This window comes from Enterobacter sp. BIDMC93 (genome assembly GCF_001037805.1).
Taxonomy (GTDB): domain Bacteria; phylum Pseudomonadota; class Gammaproteobacteria; order Enterobacterales; family Enterobacteriaceae; genus Enterobacter; species Enterobacter hormaechei_C.
Genome location: NZ_KQ089962.1, coordinates 3628990 through 3648694 on the forward strand (window position 1 = coordinate 3628990; position 19705 = coordinate 3648694).

The window sequence follows — 19705 nt, forward strand, 5'->3', positions numbered from 1 at the left end:
GGAGGACGCCGTGCCGTGGATCCTGTTGCTACTGTTTAGCCTGTTAAGCGCGCCATCACTTGCTGTAACCCTTCCCGGCGTCACCACCGGAGCCACCGCCACCCAGCAAAATGCGCCGCCAGAGCCAGACGCAGAAAAGAAAAAAGCCGCCTACGGCGCGCTGGCCGACGTGCTTGAGAACGACACGTCCCGACAGGAGCTGATCGATCAGCTGAGGAAGGTGGCTGCCACGCCGCCTCAGGATCCGGTTCCTGCTATTGCGCCGCCGGAAGCCGAAGAAGAAAAAACGGTGCTGGAAAACGTCACCGACATCAGTCGCCGCTACGGGGAAGCCCTGTCGTCGCGTTTTGCCCAGCTCTATCGCAACCTGGTTGGCACCTCACATAAGCCTTTTAATCCTCACACCTTTTCCGCAGCCGCCACCCAGTTTGCTATTCTGGCTGGCGCCGTCTTCATTTTTTACTGGCTGTTGCGCCTGTCTGTCTGGCCGCTTTACCGGAAAATGGGCCAGTGGGGACGCAAAAAGAATCAGCATAAAAGCAGCTGGCTGCATCTTCCGGCAATGATTACCGGGGCGTTTGTCATCGATTTGCTGCTGCTGGCCCTGACGCTGTTTGTCGGCCAGATGCTGGCCGACCGACTTAATACCGGAAACAAAACCATCGCGTTTCAGCAGGGACTGTTCCTCAATGCATTTGCCCTGATTGAGTTCTTTAAAGCCCTCCTGCGGCTGATCTTCTGCCCGCGCGTGCCGGACCTTCGCCCCTTCGCCATTTCGGATCAGAGCGCCAAATACTGGGCGGTGCGGCTCAGCGTGCTGAGCGGGTTGATTGGTTATGGCCTGCTGGTTGCCGTGCCGATTATTTCCAACCAGGTTAACGTGCAGTTCGGGGCGCTGGCGAACGTGCTGATCATGCTGTGCATTACCGTCTGGGCGCTGTACCTCATCTTCCACAATAAAAAAGCGATCACCGACAGCCTGCTGCACCTGGCCGATCGCTCCCTCTCCTTTTTCAGCCTCTTTATTCGCGCCTTTGCGCTGGTGTGGCACTGGCTGGCCAGCGCCTATTTTATTGTGCTCTGTTTCTTCTCCCTGTTCGATCCGGGCAATAGCCTGAAATTTATGATGGGGGCGACGTTCAAAAGCCTGGCGATTATCGGCATTGCGGCCTTTGTCTCTGGCCTGCTCTCCCGCTGGCTGTCGAAAACGATCACCCTGTCGCCGCAGGTTCAGCGTAACTACCCGGAACTGCAAAAGCGGGTAAATGGCTGGATGACGGTATCCCTGAAGGTGGCGCGTATTCTGACGGTCTGCGTGGCAATTATGCTACTGCTGAACGCGTGGGGGCTGTTTGATTTCTGGAACTGGCTGCATAACGGCGCGGGGGAAAAGACCGTTGATATTCTTATTCGTATCGCGCTGATCCTGTTCTTCTCCGCCGTCGGCTGGACGCTGCTGGCAAGCCTTATCGAAAACCGTCTGGTGTCGGATGTCCACGGCAGGCCGCTGCCGAGCGCCCGCGCCCGCACGCTGCTGACCCTGTGCCGCAACGCGCTGGCGGTGATCATCAGCACCATCACCATCATGATTGTACTGTCGGAAATCGGCGTGAATATCGCCCCGCTGCTGGCGGGTGCCGGTGCGCTTGGGCTGGCGATCTCCTTTGGTTCGCAGACGCTGGTGAAGGATATTATCACCGGCATTTTTATCCAGTTTGAGAACGGGATGAACACCGGGGATCTGGTGACCATAGGACCGCTCACCGGCACGGTGGAACGCATGTCCATTCGCTCCGTCGGCGTACGTCAGGATACCGGCGCGTACCACATTATTCCGTGGTCATCGATCACCACCTTTGCCAACTTTGTGCGCGGCATTGGTTCGGTGGTGGCGAATTATGATGTCGATCGTCATGAGGATGCAGATAAGGCGAAGCAGGCGCTGCGGGATGCGGTGAGCGAACTGATGGAGATGGAGGATATTCGCGGGCTGGTGATTGGTGAACCGTCGTTCGCGGGTATCGTCGGGCTGACGAACACTGCCTTTACCCTGCGCGTGTCGTTCACCACCCAGCCCCTTAAGCAGTGGACGGTGCGCTTCGCCCTCGACAGCATGGTGAAAAAACACTTCGATCTGGCGAACGTGAGAGCGCCGGTGCAGACGTATCAGGTATTGTCGCCGCCCGCTTCGCCGCTGCCTCCGCAGGAGCCGACGCTGTAACCGAGCCGGGTGGCGGCTTCGCCTTACCCGGCCTGCGATGGGGGGCTATTTGCGGCGTTTGTTATCGTCCATAAAGGTCCAGGCGATAAAGCGGCTCTGCTTCTGGCCCTGCGCCATCTCTTTTTTGACCACTCTCACCGCGCCGACGTCGGTCAGGGCGCGGTAAAGCGGCGGCAGGTTATCGCCACGGGAAACCAGCGTGGTAAACCATTTCACCTGACGACCGAAGCCCTTACTCTCGGCAATCATGCGCAAAATAAATGCCACTTCCCCGCCCTCGCACCACAACTCCTGCTGCTGGCCGCCAAAGTTCAGCGCGCCATCTTCAGCCTGGCCCAGGTTACGCCGCTTGCGTTCACTGCCCGCACGTGCGGAGGCGGCGGAGTCGTGGAATGGCGGGTTGCACAGGGTGGCATCATATTGTTCGTTCTTGTGAATAATGCCGTTGAAAATAGCAGCGGGATCCTTTTGACGACGCAAACGAACGGCCCGGCTTAACCCTGGGTTAGCGTTGATAATGGCCTGTGCGCTGGCAAAGGCCTCGGCGCCGATCTCGCTGCCGGTAAACCGCCACTGGTACTCATGTGCGCCTATCAGGGGGTAGATCAGGTTCGCGCCCGTACCGATATCAAGCACGGTGGCCTGTTTCGGCACCACGCCGCCATTATCATCTGCCAGCAGATCGGCAAGATGATGGACATAATCCGCACGGCCTGGCACCGGTGGGCAGAGAAAGCCATCCGGGATGTCCCAGTGCGTAACGCCATAAAAATGGGCCAGCAGCGCTTTGTTCAGCGTCTTAACCGCCAGCGGATCGGCAAAGTTTACCGACGGTTCACCGGCTGGTGTCTGAACAATAAAATCCTGCAATTCCGGGCAGCTCAGGCACAGGGCTTTCATGTCGTAGCGGCTACGGTGGCGGTTACGCGGGTGCAATCCCGGCTTTTGGGAAGTCATGGCATTCTCCTTTAGACAGCCGCGTAAGATACCCTGTGACGGCGCGGGGGTAAATATCTGTCTGCGCTGCACAAAAAACCGACGAAAATCAGCAACCTGTATGTCTATGATCTGTCAGCAAATTGTCAGAATTTATCGTTCAAAAAATAAGCAGATCATCATCAAATTTTTGCGCTAAATCACGCGCGTCAGGCTTCTAAACTTAAGAGGAATCACCTGTTGTTTCCCCTGAGGATGTGATTATGAAAAAGTATCTGACCTTTATTATTGCGGGTGCGCTGGCAGGCGCATCGTTCTCAGCCTGGTCCGTTCAACCTCTGACCGACAGCAACGACACCAGCCAGCTACGTGCGGCCGGGACGGTCTCTGTCAGCCGGGCAAGCAACCTTGATGACCTTCAGGACAAGCTGGCCGAAAAAGCGCGTCAGGAAGGGGCTAAAGGCTTCGTGGTGAACGCCGCCGGTGGCGATAACCATATGTACGGCACCGCGACCATCTATAAATAACGCCCTCTTTTCCCACACTGCATCTGCCAGGCAGATGCAGTTCTCATTTCCTTCCTTCGCCTTGACTGTGCGTTTTTTAACCCCATATTAAGATAAATGGCTTAAACAGATCAGGAGAACATGATGGCTTCCGGCTGGGCGAATGACGACGCCGTTAACGAACAGATCAACAGTACCATTGAAGATGCGGTTGCGCGTGCTCGCGGTGAAATTCCGCGCGGCGAAAGTTTGACGGAATGCGAAGAGTGCGGGGATCCGATTCCTGAAGCACGGCGTAAAGCCATTCCTGGCGTACGGCTATGCATTGCCTGTCAGCAGGAGAAAGATTCAAAAAATGCGGCACATTCAGGATATAATCGTAGAGGATCGAAAGACAGCCAGTTACGTTGACTTTCCTTTACCGAAGTTAACCGCGCCAGCCGTTTACTTTACGCTCACGACTTTTAGCGAAACGCGTAGCAAAACGTGCCCTTCCGATGGCTTCTGTAAAGCGCATCCCCAAGAAATGTCAATTGCGCTTCTGAATTTATTAATAATCAATAAGTTATTTGTCATTCAATTTTTTTGAGTAACCACGTCAATTCTCTTCGATTTTATCTTCCACTAAAAACCGTGATACTTATCACATCGACGGAACATCGTCCCCTTAACAGAATAACCTGCGAGAATTGACCTATGAAAACAATCAAATATGCTGTTGCCGCTGTTGCCCTGTCCGCTCTGTCTTTCGGCGCTTTCGCCGTAGAGCCAGTCTCCTCTACTCAGGCACAGGATCTGAACAAAATCGGGGTGGTGAGTGCTGAAGGCGCGACCACGCTGGACGGTCTGGAAGCCAAACTGGCGGAAAAAGCTGCCGCTGCCGGCGCAAGTGGATACACCATCACCTCCACTAACGGTAATAACAAACTGAGCGGTACCGCGGTTATCTACAAGTAATCGAACGAATTATGCTCCACCCTCACCCTACCCTCTGGTGAGATGCTCCAACCCTCATTGACCCTGTTGTTGTTACCCTTGTTTGCCCGTCCGCCACTGGACGGGCTTTTTTTTTGCTTAAAACGACTGCGCCACGCGCTGCAACCCGGCGTCCACGGACGCCACTTCCCCTGCCGCCAGCAGACAGCAGGCCATTTGCAGCTTGATAGACTGCGGAACCGGCACCTTTCCGGCCAGACACTGTACGATCCAGTGCGCGGTGACTTGCGGATCTTTCGACTCAGGCAGGATCACATCGCTGTTCTCTTCCCCACGTTCGAGCACGACCCACGTCCCGGCAGGCTCAATCAGCATCAGCTGTGGACAACGCTGCGGGTTGGCGTAAACCTCCCCTTCAGTCCCGTGCATCAGCAGCGCTCGCCCGCCGATTTCGGCAAAGAATTGACCGACCCGCGTCACGTACTCCGGATGGGAGACGCTGGAAAGACGCAGCGCGGCGTCTTCGGCAAACGGCGTCGCCAGCTTCGCCAGGGTGTGGGCGCTGTTACGCACCCCCATGCGCCAGCGCATGTCCAGCTGCTTTTCCAGCGGCGGGCAGAGCGCGCGCACGGGAATATAGACCGGCTGGTTCCCCTCCAGCTTTGCCTGCGCCTGGCCAGCATGGAGAGTGGGTTCGATGCCTAATAATTCCAGAATGGTTTCTGTCAGCACGCGCGTCGGATCTTCGCTCACGCCATGCACCACCACCGGGAAACCGAGTTTCTGCAACAGAATAGCCAGCAGCGGCGTGAGGTTTGCCTGCTTACGCGCGCCATTGTAGGTCGGGATCACAATCGGCATCGGCTTCGTGACGGGCGGGGTTAAACGCATCGTCTGCGACTGCATGGCCTCATAAAAACTGCGCATCTCCGCCTCACCTTCCCCTTTGATGCGCAGCGCAATCAGAATGCCGCCCATTTCCAGATCCGGCACGTCGCCATTCAGCATATGCGTGTACAACGTACGGGCCGTTTCCTGGTCCAGATCGCGAGCATGGTTTTTCCCACGCCCTACCTCTTTGATAATTTTGCGGTAATCCACGACATTTCTCCTGACAGCATCATCTTGTTAACAATATAGCCCGATGAACACGCACCCGATAGTGTTTTGTGATCATTATCAACCTGCTGTTTTCAGGTAAAAAAAATAAACTCAAGCACTATTTGCATTATTTGTGATTGGAACTAAAGATTCGTACCTGCCCTTTTTTTGATTAAATAAACATCGGAAAGTTATTAAGGGTCAACGGTAAAAACGTCCAGACAACGTTTTTGCCAGAAACACATTGGGATTTACTATGAACAAGGTTGCATTAGGGTTGTTTATCGCCACAACGGTGGGGTGTTCTGCATCCGCATTTGCGGAAACCAACGGTGAAGGGCAGATTAATTTCACCGGAGAAATTATCGATTCTGCTTGCCAGGTCGTGAATGGATTAAGTAATCCATTAGATGTTCAGTTAGGAAAAGTATCTAAAACGGTATTTACCGGCGCAGGCTCTACCAGCACACTCACGAAGTTTGATATTAAGTTAACCAATTGTCCGGAAACCGTAACCTCGGCTGCGATTAACTTCGGTGGTACCCCGGATGCGGATAATAATGCCACGCTGGCATTAACGCCCGATACCGATGCGGCTACTGGTGTAGCTATTCAGCTAATGGACGCTTCCGGGCAGCCTGTCACTCTGTATACCCCTTCGAAGCAATATCCTTTAGCCTCCGGAACGGAGGTTAACGACCTGGAGTTCGGTGCGCGTTATATTCAAACTCAGGCGGCAGTTACTGCGGGCCCTGCTAACTCTGTATCGACCTTCACCGTTATTTATAACTGATCTTATCAATCCTGAGATATTAATGCTCTTGCGGGCATTAATATCTCATCTTTTTATTGAGAAATCTTTATGCGCCACGGTTATTTACTGAGCACTCTTTTACTGGTAGCAGCCTCGGCACAGGCGGGTGTCGTGATCAATGGCACCCGTCTGGTCTATCAGGGAGATAAAAACGAATCATCTCTTGGTCTTTCAAACCCAGATACCACAGATTATCTGGTGCAGTCCTGGGTCGATTCCGGTGGTAAAAACCTGGCCAAAGCACCGTTCCTGATCACCCCGCCGCTTTTCCGACTGGATGCGAAAGAAGATAACGTACTACGCGTGGTGCGTACGGGAGGAAATTTACCGGAAGACAGGGAATCTCTGTACTGGCTGAATATTAAAGCGATCCCGTCCTCAAAGCATGTTGAAGGCGTAAATACGCTGCAAATTGCCATTAACACCCGAATTAAATTGCTGTATCGCCCGTCAGCGGTAAAAGGCAAACCAGAAGATATGGCCGATAAACTTGAATGGCATCGCGAAGGGAATGATTTAGTGGTAAATAATCCCACGCCTTTCTATATGAATTTTCAGGCCGTCACCCTGAATGGTCAGAAAATCACGAAAGCCACCTGGGCTGTGCCGAAAACTGAAACGCATTTTGCTTTACCTGGCAATGTCGGAGGCTCGACCGTCGTGTATTCCATTATTACGGATTACGGCAGCATCAGCCAGACATGGTCTAAACCCGTTCATTAGTAATATTGCCCGGTAATAAAATCATCATGTACAGCCATAAAAAGCCGTTCACCTGCCGATTTTCGTCATTGCTGATGACTTTTTGTTGCCTGGCAATGGCGATCTTTGCGCAGCAGGTTTTGGCTGATGATTATTTTAACCCTGCCCTGCTGGACATTGATAACCCGCAGCAGGAAAAGACCGATCTGTCTGTCTATGAAAAAGGTCCCGGTCAGGCGCCAGGTAAATATCAGGTCGCGGTATTTATCAATAACAATAAAATTGATACCCGTGACGTGACCTTTAACGTAGTTAAAGATCCGCAGGGCACCAGCACGCTTCAGCCCTGTTTTACACTGGACGAATTAAAGAGCCTCGGGATCAAAACGCAAAAATATCCGCAGCTGAGGGCAGAAGGTCAATGCGCCGATCTACACGCCATCCCTTCGGCATCCGCGACCTTTCGCGTGCGCAATCAGCAGCTGCTGCTGAGCATTCCGCAAAAGGCGCTCGGACAGGTGCCACGCGGTTACATCGACCCGAAAGAGTTTGACGAAGGGATCAACGCGGGCCTGCTTAATTACAGCGTCAACGCCAGCCAGAGCCATGCGCGCCAGCAGGGTGAAGAGGATAGCAGCAGCCAGTACGTTAACCTGCGTCCCGGCTTCAACCTCGGGGCATGGCGCGTTCGTAACTACTCCACCTGGAATCGCAGCACCACGGGCCACGAGGAGGAACAGAAATTCACCTCCGTTTATACCTATGCGCAACGCGATATGGTGGCAATGAAAAGTGACGTGACGGTGGGCCAAAGCACCTCACCTTCCGACGTTTTTGACAGCGTCCCCTACACCGGCGTGGAGCTGAAATCCGACAACGACATGCTGCCGGACAGCGAAAAAGGCTATGCCCCTATTATTCGCGGCACCGCCCACAGTAACGCGCTGGTGATGGTCCGCCAGAACGGGTACGTGATTTATCAGAACACGGTCGCGCCGGGCGCATTCGAAATTAACGACCTCTACCCCACCGGCAGCAGCGGCGACCTCCAGGTCACGGTGAAAGAAACTGACGGCAGCGAAAGTCATTTCGTGGTGCCGTTTGCCTCCGTGCCGGTATTGCAGCGTGAAAAAAACCTGCGCTACAGCGTAACCGCCGGGCGTTATCGCTCTTATGACAAAGACGTTGAAAAGACCCCGTTTGCCCAGGGAAGCGCCATCTACGGTTTACCTCACTGCTTCACGGCCTACGGCGGCGTGCAGCAGAGCAGCCACTATCAGTCCCAGGCGCTCGGCGCCGGGAAAAACATGGGCGATCTCGGGGCGTTCTCCATTGACGTGACCCGCGCCAGAGCCCTGCTGAAAAAACAGCAGTCCAGCAAGGGCCAGTCGTGGCGCGTACGCTACAGCAAAGATTTCGCCGGTTCAGGCACCAACTTTTCGCTTGCGGGCTATCGCTATAACAGCAAGGGGTTTTACACCCTGGACGACACTATGGAGTCGTATACCCGCGCCGACGACTGGTCTGCTCCCCAGCAGCGCCGCGCCCGTACAGAAGCCACCATTGACCAGACGCTGCCAGAAGGTTGGGGGTCGGTGACGCTGAGCATGGTGAAGGAAACTTACTGGAGCCAGAGCCAGAACATGACCTCCCTGAGCGTCAGCTACAACAACAGCTGGCACGGCGTGAGCTACAGCCTCAGCTACAGCATGAACAAAAACACCCACGACAGCGATGAAGACGGTAATGAGGTAACAAACGACAACCAGTTCTCGCTGAGCGTTTCGGTTCCGCTGGATCGCTGGATGCATAATACCTGGGCCACGTACAACCTGAACAACACCAAAGATGGCACCACGCAGAACATCGGTCTTAACGGTACGGCCCTGAAAGAAGACAACCTGAACTGGAATATCCAGGAAGGGCTCAGCAGCACCGGCAGCGGTAACTCCACCAGCATCAACACCGATTACAAAGCGACCTACGGCGAAGTGAGCGCAGGCGTCAGTCAGGATAAGTATCAGCAGACCCTGAACGTCGGTTTGCAGGGCGGCGTGGTGGCCCACGCTAACGGGATAACCCTGAGCCAGCCGCTCGGTGAAACCATCGCGCTGGTGAAAGCGCCAGGTACGCACGGCACCCATATCACCAACCAGACAGGCGTGGAGACTGACTTCCGCGGCTATACCGTCGTGCCGTTCGTGACCGCGTATCGCCATAACACCATCGCACTGGATACCGAAACGCTGCCGGAGGATGCCGACGTCACCCACGCGGCGCAAATTGTGACGCCGACCCGAGGGGCCGTGGTGCGCGCCAGCTTTACTACCCGCGTGGGTAATCGCGTCCTGATGACGCTTACACAAAATGGTAAACCGCTGCCCTTCGGCGCAACGGTCACCACCGGGGATAAGGACAGCGAATTTATTGTCGGAAATGACGGCCAGACTTACCTCTCGGGTCTGCCACAGCAAGGGCATCTCAACGTTTCCTGGGGAAAGGAGGCGAGCGAGCACTGCGTCGCTGACTATGCGCTAACGGATGAGAAAGAGAAAACCAGCATCATTAACGCTGCCGCGCAGTGTCATTGATTACCGTTCAGGCTAACGATTATGCAAATGATTAAACAGTGCTTTTTCTTACTGGTTCTGGGAACCGCCGCGTTATTTATGCCGCATGCGAAGGCGACCTGCACCACGCCGGATCTGCCCAAAATGATTAACGTGGCCTCCATCTCTGTCCCCACGACGCTGGCCGTTGGCGCAACTATCCCGGGTACAGAGCAAAGCGTTCATGTTGCCGGGCACTGCGATCAGAGTATCGACAGCGGTCTGGAAATTGTTTCCTGCTACTACGGCACCGGCGCGGAAATTCCTGGGCTCAGGGGCGTTTATGATTCCGGCGTACCGGGGATTGGGGTCGCACTAATGAACGATCAGGGTCAGCGAATCAGCGGAGCCGGCGGAGTACAGTGCGATTCACGCGGAACGCCTGTTGCCTATGTTTCTACCGATGGCACACAGTCGTTTAACTTTGACGTCACGCTTGAACTGGTGAAAACAAGCGACGCCGTGACATCCGGCACGCTGGTGCAGTCTCAGACCGAATTCGGCATTGGCGTTTTTGGCCATGAAGGGATCGGCAGCCCTAATCATATTGCGTATGCAGGTAACGTCATTTTGCATCAGGTCACCTGCTCTGTTTCGCCAAAAAATCTCACCGTTAATTTGGGCGATTTTCCCGTCAGTGATTTTATGAGCGTGGGGTTTTTATCCAGCCCCGCTCAGACGTTTAATATCACCGTTAACTGTGACACAACCGTTCAGCCTGAGCTAAAAATCACCAGTGCTAACGGGTACGAAACGGCATTTGAGGGAGTGATCAAACTGACGAAGCAGACGGGCATGGCAAGGGGCGTCGGGGTAAGAATGCTGTTTGATGACCATATCGCGACCTTTGACTCCTACGTCAACACCCAAAGCCAGGCCGTTGCCAATGAAACGCTGGATATCCCCTTTCAGGTTCGCTACGAGCAGACCAGCGATGTGGTGACGCCCGGCCCCGCCAACACCGTAGCAACCATCACTCTCGCCTATAAGTGACAAACATGAAAAAGACAATCGCGTTTCTGGCGGTGGGCTTACTGGCCCAGGCTCACGCAGACGACATTCAGATCCAGATGACGGGAAATATTTACGCCAATACCTGCGTCATTGACAGCGCCAGCCGCAACCTGACGGTGGACTTAGGCCAGGCGGTGTCGGGCAGTTTTAGAGACGTGGGGGATACCGGCGAGTGGAAAGACTTTTCCCTGTCAGTATCGCACTGCCCAGCCACGCTGGCGCTTGCCACGGCCTTTTTCTATGGCCAGGCAGACAGCGTGCATCCGACCAAATTTGCCAATATCGGTAGCGCAAAGGGACTGGCGCTGGAGCTGGCAGACCGACAGGACAAAATACTGATTGCCCCGCAGGCCGCCTTTAACGCCGCCATCAATCCGAGCGACCACACGGCAACCTTTCCTCTGTCCGCACGCTACTACGCCACCTCAATGCCCGTCACTGCCGGGACGTTCAGCAGCGTGATTCAGGTGACATTCACTTACCAGTAGGACCGCGCCTCTTTGCACGGATGCTTTTTGTACGCCCGGCAGAGGGTTTTGCCGGGCGTTTTTTTACCTCCGGCACGTCCGGCTGCTCAATCGGGAAGATCGGCAGCGCATTCAGCAGCCGCTGGCCATAGTTTTTGGTAAGCAGGCGTTTGTCATAAATCACCACCTCGCCCCAGCAGCCGTGGCTACGGATCAAGCGCCCGACCTGCTGGATCAGGTTAAACGACGCCGCAGGCAGGCTTTGCACTTCAAACGGATAACGGTTAAGGCTTTTCAGCCATTCGCCTTCGGTGATCACCACCGGGCTGTCGATGGGCGGAAAAGCGATTTTATGGATATGCACCTGCGTCAGGTAGTCGCCTTTTAAATCCAGCCCTTCCGCAAAGGACTGTAGCCCCACCAGCACGCTACGCTCGCCGTTATCAATGCGTTTACGGTGGGTTTCCACCAGCCGATAGCGCGGCTGATCGCCCTGCACCAGCAGGAGTAAGCGCAGATCGGTGACGTGCTCCAGAAAGCGTTGCATCGCGCGGCCGCTGGCAAACAGCACCAGCATACCGGGGTATTTTTTACTCTCAACCTGCTCGCGGAAGTAGGCCGCCATTTCCGCAATATGCTGCTCTTCGTTATCGATAAGCGGCTCATAGTTCATGCGCGGGATCACCAGCTTGCCCTGCTCACAGTGGTTGAACGGCGAGTCCAGGGCCACAAAACGGTCCCCCGCTTTCTCTTTCAGGCCGCTCATTTCCTGCAACCTTGAGAAGCTGTTCAGTGAACGCAGGGTCGCCGACGTCACTACCACGTGCGGCACGCTGCGCCAGATCAGCTTTTCCAGCTGATCGGCCACGCGGATGCCCACGCAGTGGAAGAACAGATGTACCTGCCCGTCTCGCACTTCGCGGGTGGCCCACTTTGTCACTGGCGCCCCGGACGCCTGCGCCATCGAGGCCAGCCGCCAGAGTTTGCTCTGCGCCTCAAACATGCCCAGCGCGCGGTTCATTTGCAGCAGAATGCGGTGCAAGCGCACCACGTCATGGGTACCGGTTTTCTCGCTGAGATCGTTTAAGAACATCTCCGCCAGCCCGCGCAGCTTTTCAAGGTGCTTCGCCAGCTGCTGGCAAATCTCCATCACTTCCTGCGGCAACTCCCCCATCGCAAAGCGGTGTTCCGCTTCCTGGGTGGCGGGGAGATACAGGTTGAGAATGTTATTCAGCGAGGCGATGAGGCCGTACACCTCTTCACAGTGCTCGCTCAACCGCTCCGGGACCGCCAGCGGCGGCGTGGTTTTCGGGCGGAACTGCTCCATGCAGGTTGCCACCAGCTTGCAGAACAGATCGAGTTGCAGGCGAAACCACGGGGCGGTAATTTCCGCACTCATCTCCAGCGCATCCCTCGCCACGTCGGGCAGATGATGACCTTCATCCAGCACCAGCAGCAGGTTTTTGGGCTCCGGCAGGACCGCTTCACTCTCCAGGGCAGCCATCACCAGCGCATGGTTGGCGACAACCACCTCCGCTTCCTGAATCTCACGCCGGGCGACAAAGAACGGGCACTCGCGATAGTAGTGACAGTTGCGGTTCAGGCAGCTCGCTTTATCGGTGCTGAGCCTGCGCCACAGGTCGTCGCCGATCGCCTGGCTGGTGTGATCCCGCAGGCCGTCCCACCTGTAGCCGTCGAGATCGGCCTTTAGCTTTGCGCACTGCTCCTGCTCCGCCTTGTTGTTTGGCGTCAGCTCGTCATCAAGAAACGCGAGCAGATCCTGCTGGGAGGGTTCACTGCTGGCCAGCGCCGCCAGATTGCGCGGGCAGACGTAGCGCCCGCGACCAAAGGCGGCGGTGAACCGTAAATCGGGGATAATTTTGCGCAGCAGCGGCAAATCTTTGCTGAAGATCTGATCCTGCAAGGCCACGTTAGCGGTACTGACCACCAGCGTTTTGTCGTCTTCCCGCGCGATGGCAATGCCGGGAATGAGATACGACAGGGTTTTCCCGACGCCGGTCGGGGCTTCAATCGCCAGATGTCGCCCGTCGTCCCCGGCGAGCGTTTTCGCCACGTCGGCAATCATCTGCCGCTGCGGGGCTCGGGGGATAAAATCGGGGATCTGCTGTTGTAGCGCCTTATACCATGCGCCAATTTGCGCCTTGAGCGCAGCGGTTAAAGCCATTGGAAAACCTGAAACACTGTATAAACAGCCACTATTGTGGCACTTTCTCTTCGCTGCCGCAAAAAGAAAAGCCCGGCTTTACGACCGGGCTTCCAGATTACTGCGGGTTAGCAGGTTTACGCGGGCGGCGTCGGCGCTGCCCCTCGCCTGCCGGTTTCCCTTCGCCGCTACGCCACGGGTTTTCACCGGCTGGTTTGCTGTCGTTATTACGACGCGGCGGTTTGCCCGAAGATTTCGGCGCGCCACCTTCGGCACGACGCGGCTGCTGACCGCAACCGCCGCCGCCCTGACCGCGACCGCCGCCCTGACGACCGTTCTGAATTGGCTCAGCTTTGATCGACGGGTCCACTTCATAACCCGGGGTTTCAATGCGCGGGATCTCTTTCTTCAGCAGGCGTTCGATGTCGCGCAGCAGCTTGTGTTCATCCACGCAGACCAGAGAGAGCGCTTCCCCGGTTGCCGCCGCACGGCCGGTACGGCCGATACGGTGCACGTAGTCTTCCGGCACGTTTGGCAGCTCGTAGTTCACCACGTGCGGCAGCTCTTCAATGTCCAGGCCACGGGCGGCGATGTCGGTTGCCACCAGCACACGTATGTCGCCGGATTTAAAATCAGCCAGCGCGCGGGTACGCGCACCCTGACTCTTGTTGCCGTGGATCGCCGCGCTGCGAATACCGTCTTTATTGAGCTGTTCCGCCAGGTGGTTAGCGCCGTGCTTGGTGCGGGTAAAGACCAGTACCTGCTGCCAGTTGCCCTGGCCGATCATCTGGGAGAGCAGTTCCCGCTTGCGCTTCTTATCCACAAAGTGCACGTGCTGCGTCACCTGCTCGGAGGCGGTATTGCGGCGCGCGACTTCCACTTCCAGCGGGTTATGCAGCAGCTTTTCCGCCAGTGCCTTGATCTCGTCGGAGAAAGTCGCGGAGAAGAGCAGGTTCTGACGACGCGTCGGCAGCTTCGCCAGCACGCGGCGAATGTCGTGGATGAAGCCCATATCCAGCATACGGTCGGCTTCGTCCAGCACCAGAATTTCGATGTTATCGAGCTTCACCGCGTTCTGGTGTTCCAGATCCAGCAGACGCCCCGGCGTTGCCACCAGCACGTCCACGCCGCCGCGCAGCTTCATCATCTGTGGGTTAATGCTTACCCCGCCGAAAACCACCAGCGAACGAATGTTGAGGTAGCGGCTGTATTCACGCACGTTCTCGCCAATCTGGGCCGCCAGTTCGCGGGTTGGGGTGAGGATCAGCGCACGCACCGGACGACGGCCTTTGGCGTGCGGCTGGTTTTTTACCAACAGCTCCAGCAGCGGCAGGGTAAAGCCCGCGGTCTTACCGGTACCGGTCTGCGCGCTTGCCATCAGGTCACGGCCCTGCAAAACGGCCGGAATGGCCTGCTGCTGGATAGGGGTTGGCTCAACGTAGCCCTGCTCTGCGATGGCGCGCAGAATTTCCGGGTTCAGACCAAGGGAATCAAAAGACATAAAAACTCCGAACCGCCCCGACCATCACAGGTGTAGTTTTCAGGGAGATATAACGAATAGAAGGACAAAAACCACAATGTCGCGAAGGAGCGGAGTGTAGCAGCTTTTGTGACGTGGCGCATAAAATATCCCCGGCGATGACTCGACGTTTGCGCAAATCAGGCATAATCTTAATCAATCGATTGATTAGTTTTTAATGCTGCTATGAATACAACCCCAACGACAACCAAAGGCGAACAGGCGAAAAGTCAGCTTATCGCCGCCGCGCTGGCGCAGTTTGGCGAGTATGGTCTGCATGCCACCACGCGGGATATCGCCGCTCAGGCCGGGCAGAATATTGCGGCCATCACCTACTATTTTGGCTCAAAAGAGGATTTATACCTCGCCTGCGCCCAGTGGATCGCGGATTTTATCGGCACCAGCTTTCGCCCGCACGTGGAAGAAGCCACCGCGCTGTTCAGCCAGCCAGAGCCTGACCGGGCTGCCATCCGCCAGCTGATCCTTAACGCCTGTCACAACATGATCCGCCTGCTGACGCACGACGATACGCTGAACCTGAGCAAATTTATCTCCCGCGAGCAGCTCTCCCCCACTACCGCGTACCAGCTGGTGCACGATCAGGTGATCGCCCCGATGCACAGCCATCTGACCCGGCTGATCGCCGCCTATACCGGACGGGACGCCAGCGATACCGACACCATTTTGCATACCCACGCCCTGCTGGGCGAAGTGCTCGCCTTCCGTCTGGGGCGTGAGACCATCCTGTTACGTACGGGCTGGACACAATTCGATGAGGATAAAGCCGCGCAAATTAGCCAGGTCATTACCTGTCACGTTGATCTGATCCTGCAAGGCTTAACGCAAAGGAGCCAGAAGTCATGAAAAAACCTGTCGCAATCATTCTGGTGGTTGTTGTGTTACTTGCTGCGGGAATCGGTGGCTGGCTGTGGTATCAGAGCCAGCAGGATCGTGGCCTGACGCTGTACGGCAACGTGGATATCCGCACCGTGAACATGAGCTTCCGCGTCGGCGGACGGCTGGCCTCGCTGAACGTTGACGAAGGCGATGCCATCAAAGCCGGGCAGACGCTGGGAATGCTGGACAAAGCCCCGTTTGAGAACGCGCTGATGCAGGCAAAAGCAGGCGTCTCCGTCGCACAGGCGCAATACGACCTGATGCTGGCGGGCTACCGTGACGAAGAGATCTCCCAGGCGGCCGCTGCCGTTAAGCAGGCAAAAGCCGCCTATGACTATGCGCAGAATTTCTATAACCGTCAGCAAGGCTTATGGAAAAGCCGTACTATTTCCGCCAACGACCTGGAAAACGCGCGCTCATCCCGCGACCAGGCACAGGCGACGCTGAAATCTGCCCAGGATAAGCTAAGCCAGTACCGCACCGGTAACCGTGCGCAGGACATTGCCCAGGCGAAGGCCAGCCTTGAGCAGGCGCAGGCGCAGTTAGCCCAGGCGGAGCTGGATCTGCACGACACCACGTTAGTCGCCCCGTCTGACGGCACGCTGATGACCCGCGCCGTGGAGCCGGGCAGCATGCTCAGCGCGGGCAGCACCGTGTTAACGCTCTCCTTAACCCGTCCGGTGTGGGTGCGCGCTTACATTGATGAGCCAAATCTTGGCCAGATGCAGCCGGGCCGCGAACTGCTGCTCTATACCGACGGTCGCCCGGACAAGCCGTATCACGGCAAAGTGGGCTTCGTCTCCCCTACCGCCGAGTTCACGCCAAAAACCGTTGAAACCCCGGACCTGCGTACCGACCTGGTGTATCGCTTGCGCATCATCGTCACCGATGCGGACGACGCGCTGCGTCAGGGCATGCCTGTTACCGTGACCTTAAACGACGGGGAACGACATGAATGATGCGGTTATCCAGCTCAACAATCTGGTCAAACGCTTCCCGGGAATGGCCAAACCGGCGGTCGCACCGCTGAATTGTACGATTCAGAAAGGCTATGTGACCGGGCTGGTGGGGCCGGACGGCGCGGGTAAAACCACGCTGATGCGGATGCTGGCGGGATTGCTGAAGCCGGATGAAGGCAGTGCCAGCGTGCTTGGCCTCGATCCGATCAAAGACGACGCGGCGCTTCACGGCATGCTCGGCTATATGCCGCAGAAGTTTGGTCTGTACGAAGATCTGACGGTAATGGAAAACCTCAACCTGTATGCCGATCTGCGCAGCGTTACCGGCGAAACCCGGCAGAAAACCTTCCAGCGTCTGCTGGCGTTTACCTCCCTCGGCCCGTTCACCGACCGGCTGGCGGGCAAACTTTCCGGCGGGATGAAGCAGAAGCTGGGGCTGGCCTGCACGCTGGTGGGCGAACCGAAGGTGCTCTTGCTGGATGAACCCGGCGTGGGCGTGGACCCGATTTCCCGCCGCGAGCTGTGGCAGATGGTGCACGAGCTGGCGGGTGACGGCATGCTGATCCTCTGGAGTACCTCTTACCTTGATGAAGCAGAGCAGTGCCGCGACGTGCTGCTGATGAATGAAGGCGAACTGCTCTATCAGGGCGAACCCACCGAGCTGACGCAAACCATGGCCGGGCGCAGTTTTCTGCTGCACAGCGCGCAGGAGTCCAACCGCAAGCTGCTGCAACGGGTACTGAAGCTGCCGCAGGTGAGCGACGGGATGATTCAGGGCCGTTCGGTGCGCGTGATCCTCAAAAAAGAGACTACCGCCGACGATATCCGCCGTGCGCAGGGTATGCCTGAGATCGACATGACAGAGACCGCGCCGCGCTTTGAAGATGCGTTTATCGATCTGCTGGGCGGGGCGGGAACCTCAGAATCACCGCTTGGCGCCATCCTGCACACGGTGGAAGGCACGCCGGGCGAAACGGTCATTGAAGCGAAATCGCTCACCAAAAAATTCGGCGATTTCGCCGCCACCGATAACGTCAATTTTGCCGTGAAGCGCGGCGAGATATTTGGCCTGCTCGGGCCGAACGGCGCGGGGAAATCGACCACCTTTAAGATGATGTGCGGCCTGCTGGTGCCGACGTCCGGCAAGGCACTGGTGCTGGATATGGATCTGAAAGTCAGCTCCGGCAAGGCGCGCCAGCATCTCGGGTATATGGCGCAGAAGTTTTCGCTGTATGGCAACCTGACGGTCGAGCAGAATCTGCGCTTTTTCTCCGGCGTGTACGGCCTGCGCGGGCGGGCGCAGAACGAAAAAATCCGCCGCATGAGCGACGCCTTCGCGTTAACCAACATTGCGTCCCACGCCACCGACGAGCTGCCGCTCGGCTTTAAGCAGCGGCTGGCGCTGGCCTGCTCGCTGATGCACGAGCCGGATATTCTATTTCTTGATGAACCCACTTCTGGTGTTGATCCCATTACCCGCCGCGAGTTCTGGCTGCACATCAACAGCATGGTGGAAAAAGGGGTGACCGTGATGGTGACCACCCACTTCATGGACGAGGCGGAGTACTGCGACCGCATCGGGCTGGTGTATCGCGGCAAGCTGATTGCCCACGGCACGCCGGACGACCTGAAAAACCAGGCCGCCGACGACGCACAGCCAGACCCGACCATGGAGCAGGCGTTTATCACCCTCATCCACGACTGGGATAAGGAGAATGCCCATGCACAGTAATGCGATTTCGTGGCGCAGGGTGCGCGCGCTATGCATTAAAGAGACGCGCCAGATCGTGCGTGACCCCAGCAGCTGGCTGATTGCGGTGGTGATCCCCCTGCTGCTGCTGTTTATTTTCGGCTACGGGATTAACCTCGACTCCAGCAAGCTGCGGGTCGGGATTTTGCTGGAGCAGCAGAGCGAAGAGGCGCTGGACTTCACCCACGCCATGACCGGCTCGCCCTACATCGATGCCACCATCAGCGACAACCGGCAGGAACTGATCCAGAAAATGCAGGCCGGAAAAATTCGCGGTCTGATCGTCATTCCGGTCGATTTTGCCGCCAATATGGCACGCCCGGGCGCCGATGCGCCAATTCAGGTGATCACCGACGGCAGCGAGCCGAACACCGCCAACTTCGTGCAGGGCTATGCGGAGGGTATCTGGCAGCTCTGGCAGATGCAGCGCGCCGAAGACCGGGGGGAGGAGTTTGAACCGCTGATTGACGTGCAGACGCGCTACTGGTTTAACCCCGCCGCCATCAGCCAGCATTTTATTATTCCGGGGGCGGTCACCATCATCATGACGGTGATTGGCGCGATCCTCACCTCGCTGGTGATCGCCCGCGAATGGGAGCGCGGCACCATGGAGGCGCTGCTCTCGACCGAAGTGACGCGCGTCGAGCTGCTGCTCTGCAAGCTGATCCCCTACTACTTCCTCGGCATGCTGGCGATGCTGCTGTGTATGCTGGTCTCGGTATTTATTCTTGGCGTGCCGTACCGCGGCTCGCTGGTGCTGCTGTTCTTTATTACCAGCCTGTTTTTGCTCAGCACGCTGGGGATGGGACTGTTAATTTCCACCATCACCCGCAACCAGTTTAACGCCGCGCAGGTGGCGCTTAATGCCGCCTTCCTGCCGTCGATTATGCTCTCCGGCTTTATCTTCCAGATAGACAGTATGCCGGCGGTGATCCGCGCCGTGACGTACATCATTCCGGCGCGCTACTTTGTGAGCACCCTGCAAAGCCTGTTCCTGGCGGGAAATATTCCGGTGGTGCTGATTATCAACACCCTGTTTTTGCTGGCGTCGGCGGTGATGTTTATCGGGCTGACGTGGATGAAAACGAAAAGAAGATTAGATTAGCCATC

Annotated in this window: 17 protein-coding genes; 13 read left to right on the forward strand and 4 right to left on the reverse strand. The window is 56.7% G+C overall.

Going from position 1 to position 19705, the window contains the following annotated elements; translation table 11 throughout:
- Positions 1-10: 10 nt before the first annotated feature.
- Complete coding sequence (gene ybiO, locus SK58_RS17000) at positions 11-2221, forward strand: mechanosensitive channel protein (RefSeq protein ID WP_023296157.1); 2211 nt, start codon at positions 11-13, stop codon at positions 2219-2221.
- Between the two features lie 45 nt (positions 2222-2266).
- Here the strand turns inward: ybiO and rlmF are convergent, their stop codons facing one another.
- A complete protein-coding gene (gene rlmF, locus SK58_RS17005; RefSeq protein ID WP_023296156.1) occupies positions 2267-3178 on the reverse strand; it encodes a 23S rRNA (adenine(1618)-N(6))-methyltransferase RlmF in 912 nt (303 codons plus the stop codon).
- 242 nt (positions 3179-3420) lie between these two features.
- Between rlmF and mcbA the strand changes: the two genes are divergently transcribed.
- From mcbA to ybiJ, 3 genes are all read left to right on the forward strand, one after another.
- The gene (gene mcbA, locus SK58_RS17015; RefSeq protein ID WP_003858470.1) at positions 3421-3684 is read left to right on the forward strand and encodes a DUF1471 family periplasmic protein McbA; all 264 of its coding nucleotides are present in this window, start codon (positions 3421-3423) and stop codon (positions 3682-3684) included.
- Between the two features lie 123 nt (positions 3685-3807).
- A complete protein-coding gene (locus SK58_RS17020) occupies positions 3808-4074 on the forward strand; it encodes a DksA/TraR family C4-type zinc finger protein (RefSeq protein ID WP_017693765.1) in 267 nt (88 codons plus the stop codon).
- Positions 4075-4359: 285 nt separating this feature from the next.
- The gene (gene ybiJ, locus SK58_RS17025; protein WP_003858474.1) at positions 4360-4620 is read left to right on the forward strand and encodes a DUF1471 family protein YbiJ; all 261 of its coding nucleotides are present in this window, start codon (positions 4360-4362) and stop codon (positions 4618-4620) included.
- A 117-nt stretch (positions 4621-4737) separates the two neighbouring features.
- Here the strand turns inward: ybiJ and ybiB are convergent, their stop codons facing one another.
- On the reverse strand, positions 4738-5700 hold the full coding sequence (ybiB, locus tag SK58_RS17030; RefSeq protein ID WP_048220256.1) for a DNA-binding protein YbiB: 963 nt from the start codon (positions 5698-5700) through the stop codon (positions 4738-4740).
- 256 nt (positions 5701-5956) lie between these two features.
- Between ybiB and SK58_RS17035 the strand changes: the two genes are divergently transcribed.
- The 5 genes from SK58_RS17035 to SK58_RS17055 all read left to right on the forward strand — a co-directional run bounded on the left by SK58_RS17035 (position 5957) and on the right by SK58_RS17055 (position 11327).
- Complete coding sequence (locus SK58_RS17035; protein ID WP_015571068.1) at positions 5957-6493, forward strand: fimbrial protein; 537 nt, start codon at positions 5957-5959, stop codon at positions 6491-6493.
- 69 nt (positions 6494-6562) lie between these two features.
- Positions 6563-7237: a fimbrial biogenesis chaperone gene (locus tag SK58_RS17040; RefSeq protein ID WP_015571069.1), complete on the forward strand. Its 675-nt coding sequence runs from the start codon at positions 6563-6565 to the stop codon at positions 7235-7237.
- 26 nt (positions 7238-7263) lie between these two features.
- A complete protein-coding gene (locus tag SK58_RS17045; protein ID WP_139152977.1) occupies positions 7264-9807 on the forward strand; it encodes a fimbria/pilus outer membrane usher protein in 2544 nt (847 codons plus the stop codon).
- A 21-nt stretch (positions 9808-9828) separates the two neighbouring features.
- Positions 9829-10818 carry a fimbrial protein gene (locus tag SK58_RS17050; RefSeq protein WP_017384925.1) on the forward strand — a complete coding sequence of 330 codons (990 nt, stop codon included), beginning with the start codon at positions 9829-9831 and terminating at the stop codon, positions 10816-10818.
- Positions 10819-10823: 5 nt separating this feature from the next.
- A complete protein-coding gene (locus SK58_RS17055; protein WP_015571072.1) occupies positions 10824-11327 on the forward strand; it encodes a fimbrial protein in 504 nt (167 codons plus the stop codon).
- On the opposite strand, the gene dinG is transcribed toward SK58_RS17055, so the two are convergent.
- Both dinG and rhlE read right to left on the reverse strand, forming a co-directional pair.
- A complete protein-coding gene (gene dinG / locus SK58_RS17060; protein ID WP_032647773.1) occupies positions 11314-13491 on the reverse strand; it encodes an ATP-dependent DNA helicase DinG in 2178 nt (725 codons plus the stop codon). The genes SK58_RS17055 and dinG overlap by 14 nt on opposite strands.
- A gap of 97 nt (positions 13492-13588) precedes the next feature.
- Positions 13589-14971: an ATP-dependent RNA helicase RhlE gene (rhlE, locus tag SK58_RS17065; RefSeq protein WP_048220257.1), complete on the reverse strand. Its 1383-nt coding sequence runs from the start codon at positions 14969-14971 to the stop codon at positions 13589-13591.
- Between the two features lie 204 nt (positions 14972-15175).
- Between rhlE and cecR the strand changes: the two genes are divergently transcribed.
- Genes cecR through SK58_RS17085 form a run of 4 tightly spaced genes read left to right on the forward strand, consistent with a single transcriptional unit; the run spans position 15176 to position 19700 of the window.
- Positions 15176-15853 carry a transcriptional regulator CecR gene (gene cecR, locus SK58_RS17070; protein WP_017384928.1) on the forward strand — a complete coding sequence of 226 codons (678 nt, stop codon included), beginning with the start codon at positions 15176-15178 and terminating at the stop codon, positions 15851-15853.
- Positions 15850-16845 (forward strand): secretion protein HlyD, encoded by a 996-nt coding sequence (gene hlyD / locus SK58_RS17075; protein ID WP_023296152.1) that lies wholly within the window; start codon positions 15850-15852, stop codon positions 16843-16845. The genes cecR and hlyD overlap by 4 nt, the downstream gene beginning before the upstream one ends.
- On the forward strand, positions 16838-18577 hold the full coding sequence (locus tag SK58_RS17080) for an ATP-binding cassette domain-containing protein (protein ID WP_047637487.1): 1740 nt from the start codon (positions 16838-16840) through the stop codon (positions 18575-18577). Before hlyD ends, SK58_RS17080 begins: the two co-directional genes overlap by 8 nt.
- Positions 18567-19700, forward strand: a complete 1134-nt coding sequence (locus SK58_RS17085) for an ABC transporter permease (RefSeq protein ID WP_032671281.1) — start codon at positions 18567-18569, stop codon at positions 19698-19700. Before SK58_RS17080 ends, SK58_RS17085 begins: the two co-directional genes overlap by 11 nt.
- Positions 19701-19705: the final 5 nt, after the last annotated feature.

Coding starts and splice junctions, on each gene's coding strand:
- rlmF (WP_023296156.1), bottom strand. CDS start 3,178: ATGACTTCCCAAAAGCCGGGATTGCACCCGCGTAACCGCCACCGTAGC.
- mcbA (WP_003858470.1), top strand. CDS start 3,421: ATGAAAAAGTATCTGACCTTTATTATTGCGGGTGCGCTGGCAGGCGCA.
- SK58_RS17020 (WP_017693765.1), top strand. CDS start 3,808: ATGGCTTCCGGCTGGGCGAATGACGACGCCGTTAACGAACAGATCAAC.
- ybiJ (WP_003858474.1), top strand. CDS start 4,360: ATGAAAACAATCAAATATGCTGTTGCCGCTGTTGCCCTGTCCGCTCTG.
- SK58_RS17035 (WP_015571068.1), top strand. CDS start 5,957: ATGAACAAGGTTGCATTAGGGTTGTTTATCGCCACAACGGTGGGGTGT.
- SK58_RS17040 (WP_015571069.1), top strand. CDS start 6,563: ATGCGCCACGGTTATTTACTGAGCACTCTTTTACTGGTAGCAGCCTCG.
- SK58_RS17045 (WP_139152977.1), top strand. CDS start 7,264: ATGTACAGCCATAAAAAGCCGTTCACCTGCCGATTTTCGTCATTGCTG.
- SK58_RS17050 (WP_017384925.1), top strand. CDS start 9,829: ATGCAAATGATTAAACAGTGCTTTTTCTTACTGGTTCTGGGAACCGCC.
- SK58_RS17055 (WP_015571072.1), top strand. CDS start 10,824: ATGAAAAAGACAATCGCGTTTCTGGCGGTGGGCTTACTGGCCCAGGCT.
- dinG (WP_032647773.1), bottom strand. CDS start 13,491: ATGGCTTTAACCGCTGCGCTCAAGGCGCAAATTGGCGCATGGTATAAG.
- rhlE (WP_048220257.1), bottom strand. CDS start 14,971: ATGTCTTTTGATTCCCTTGGTCTGAACCCGGAAATTCTGCGCGCCATC.
- cecR (WP_017384928.1), top strand. CDS start 15,176: ATGAATACAACCCCAACGACAACCAAAGGCGAACAGGCGAAAAGTCAG.
- hlyD (WP_023296152.1), top strand. CDS start 15,850: ATGAAAAAACCTGTCGCAATCATTCTGGTGGTTGTTGTGTTACTTGCT.
- SK58_RS17080 (WP_047637487.1), top strand. CDS start 16,838: ATGAATGATGCGGTTATCCAGCTCAACAATCTGGTCAAACGCTTCCCG.
- SK58_RS17085 (WP_032671281.1), top strand. CDS start 18,567: ATGCACAGTAATGCGATTTCGTGGCGCAGGGTGCGCGCGCTATGCATT.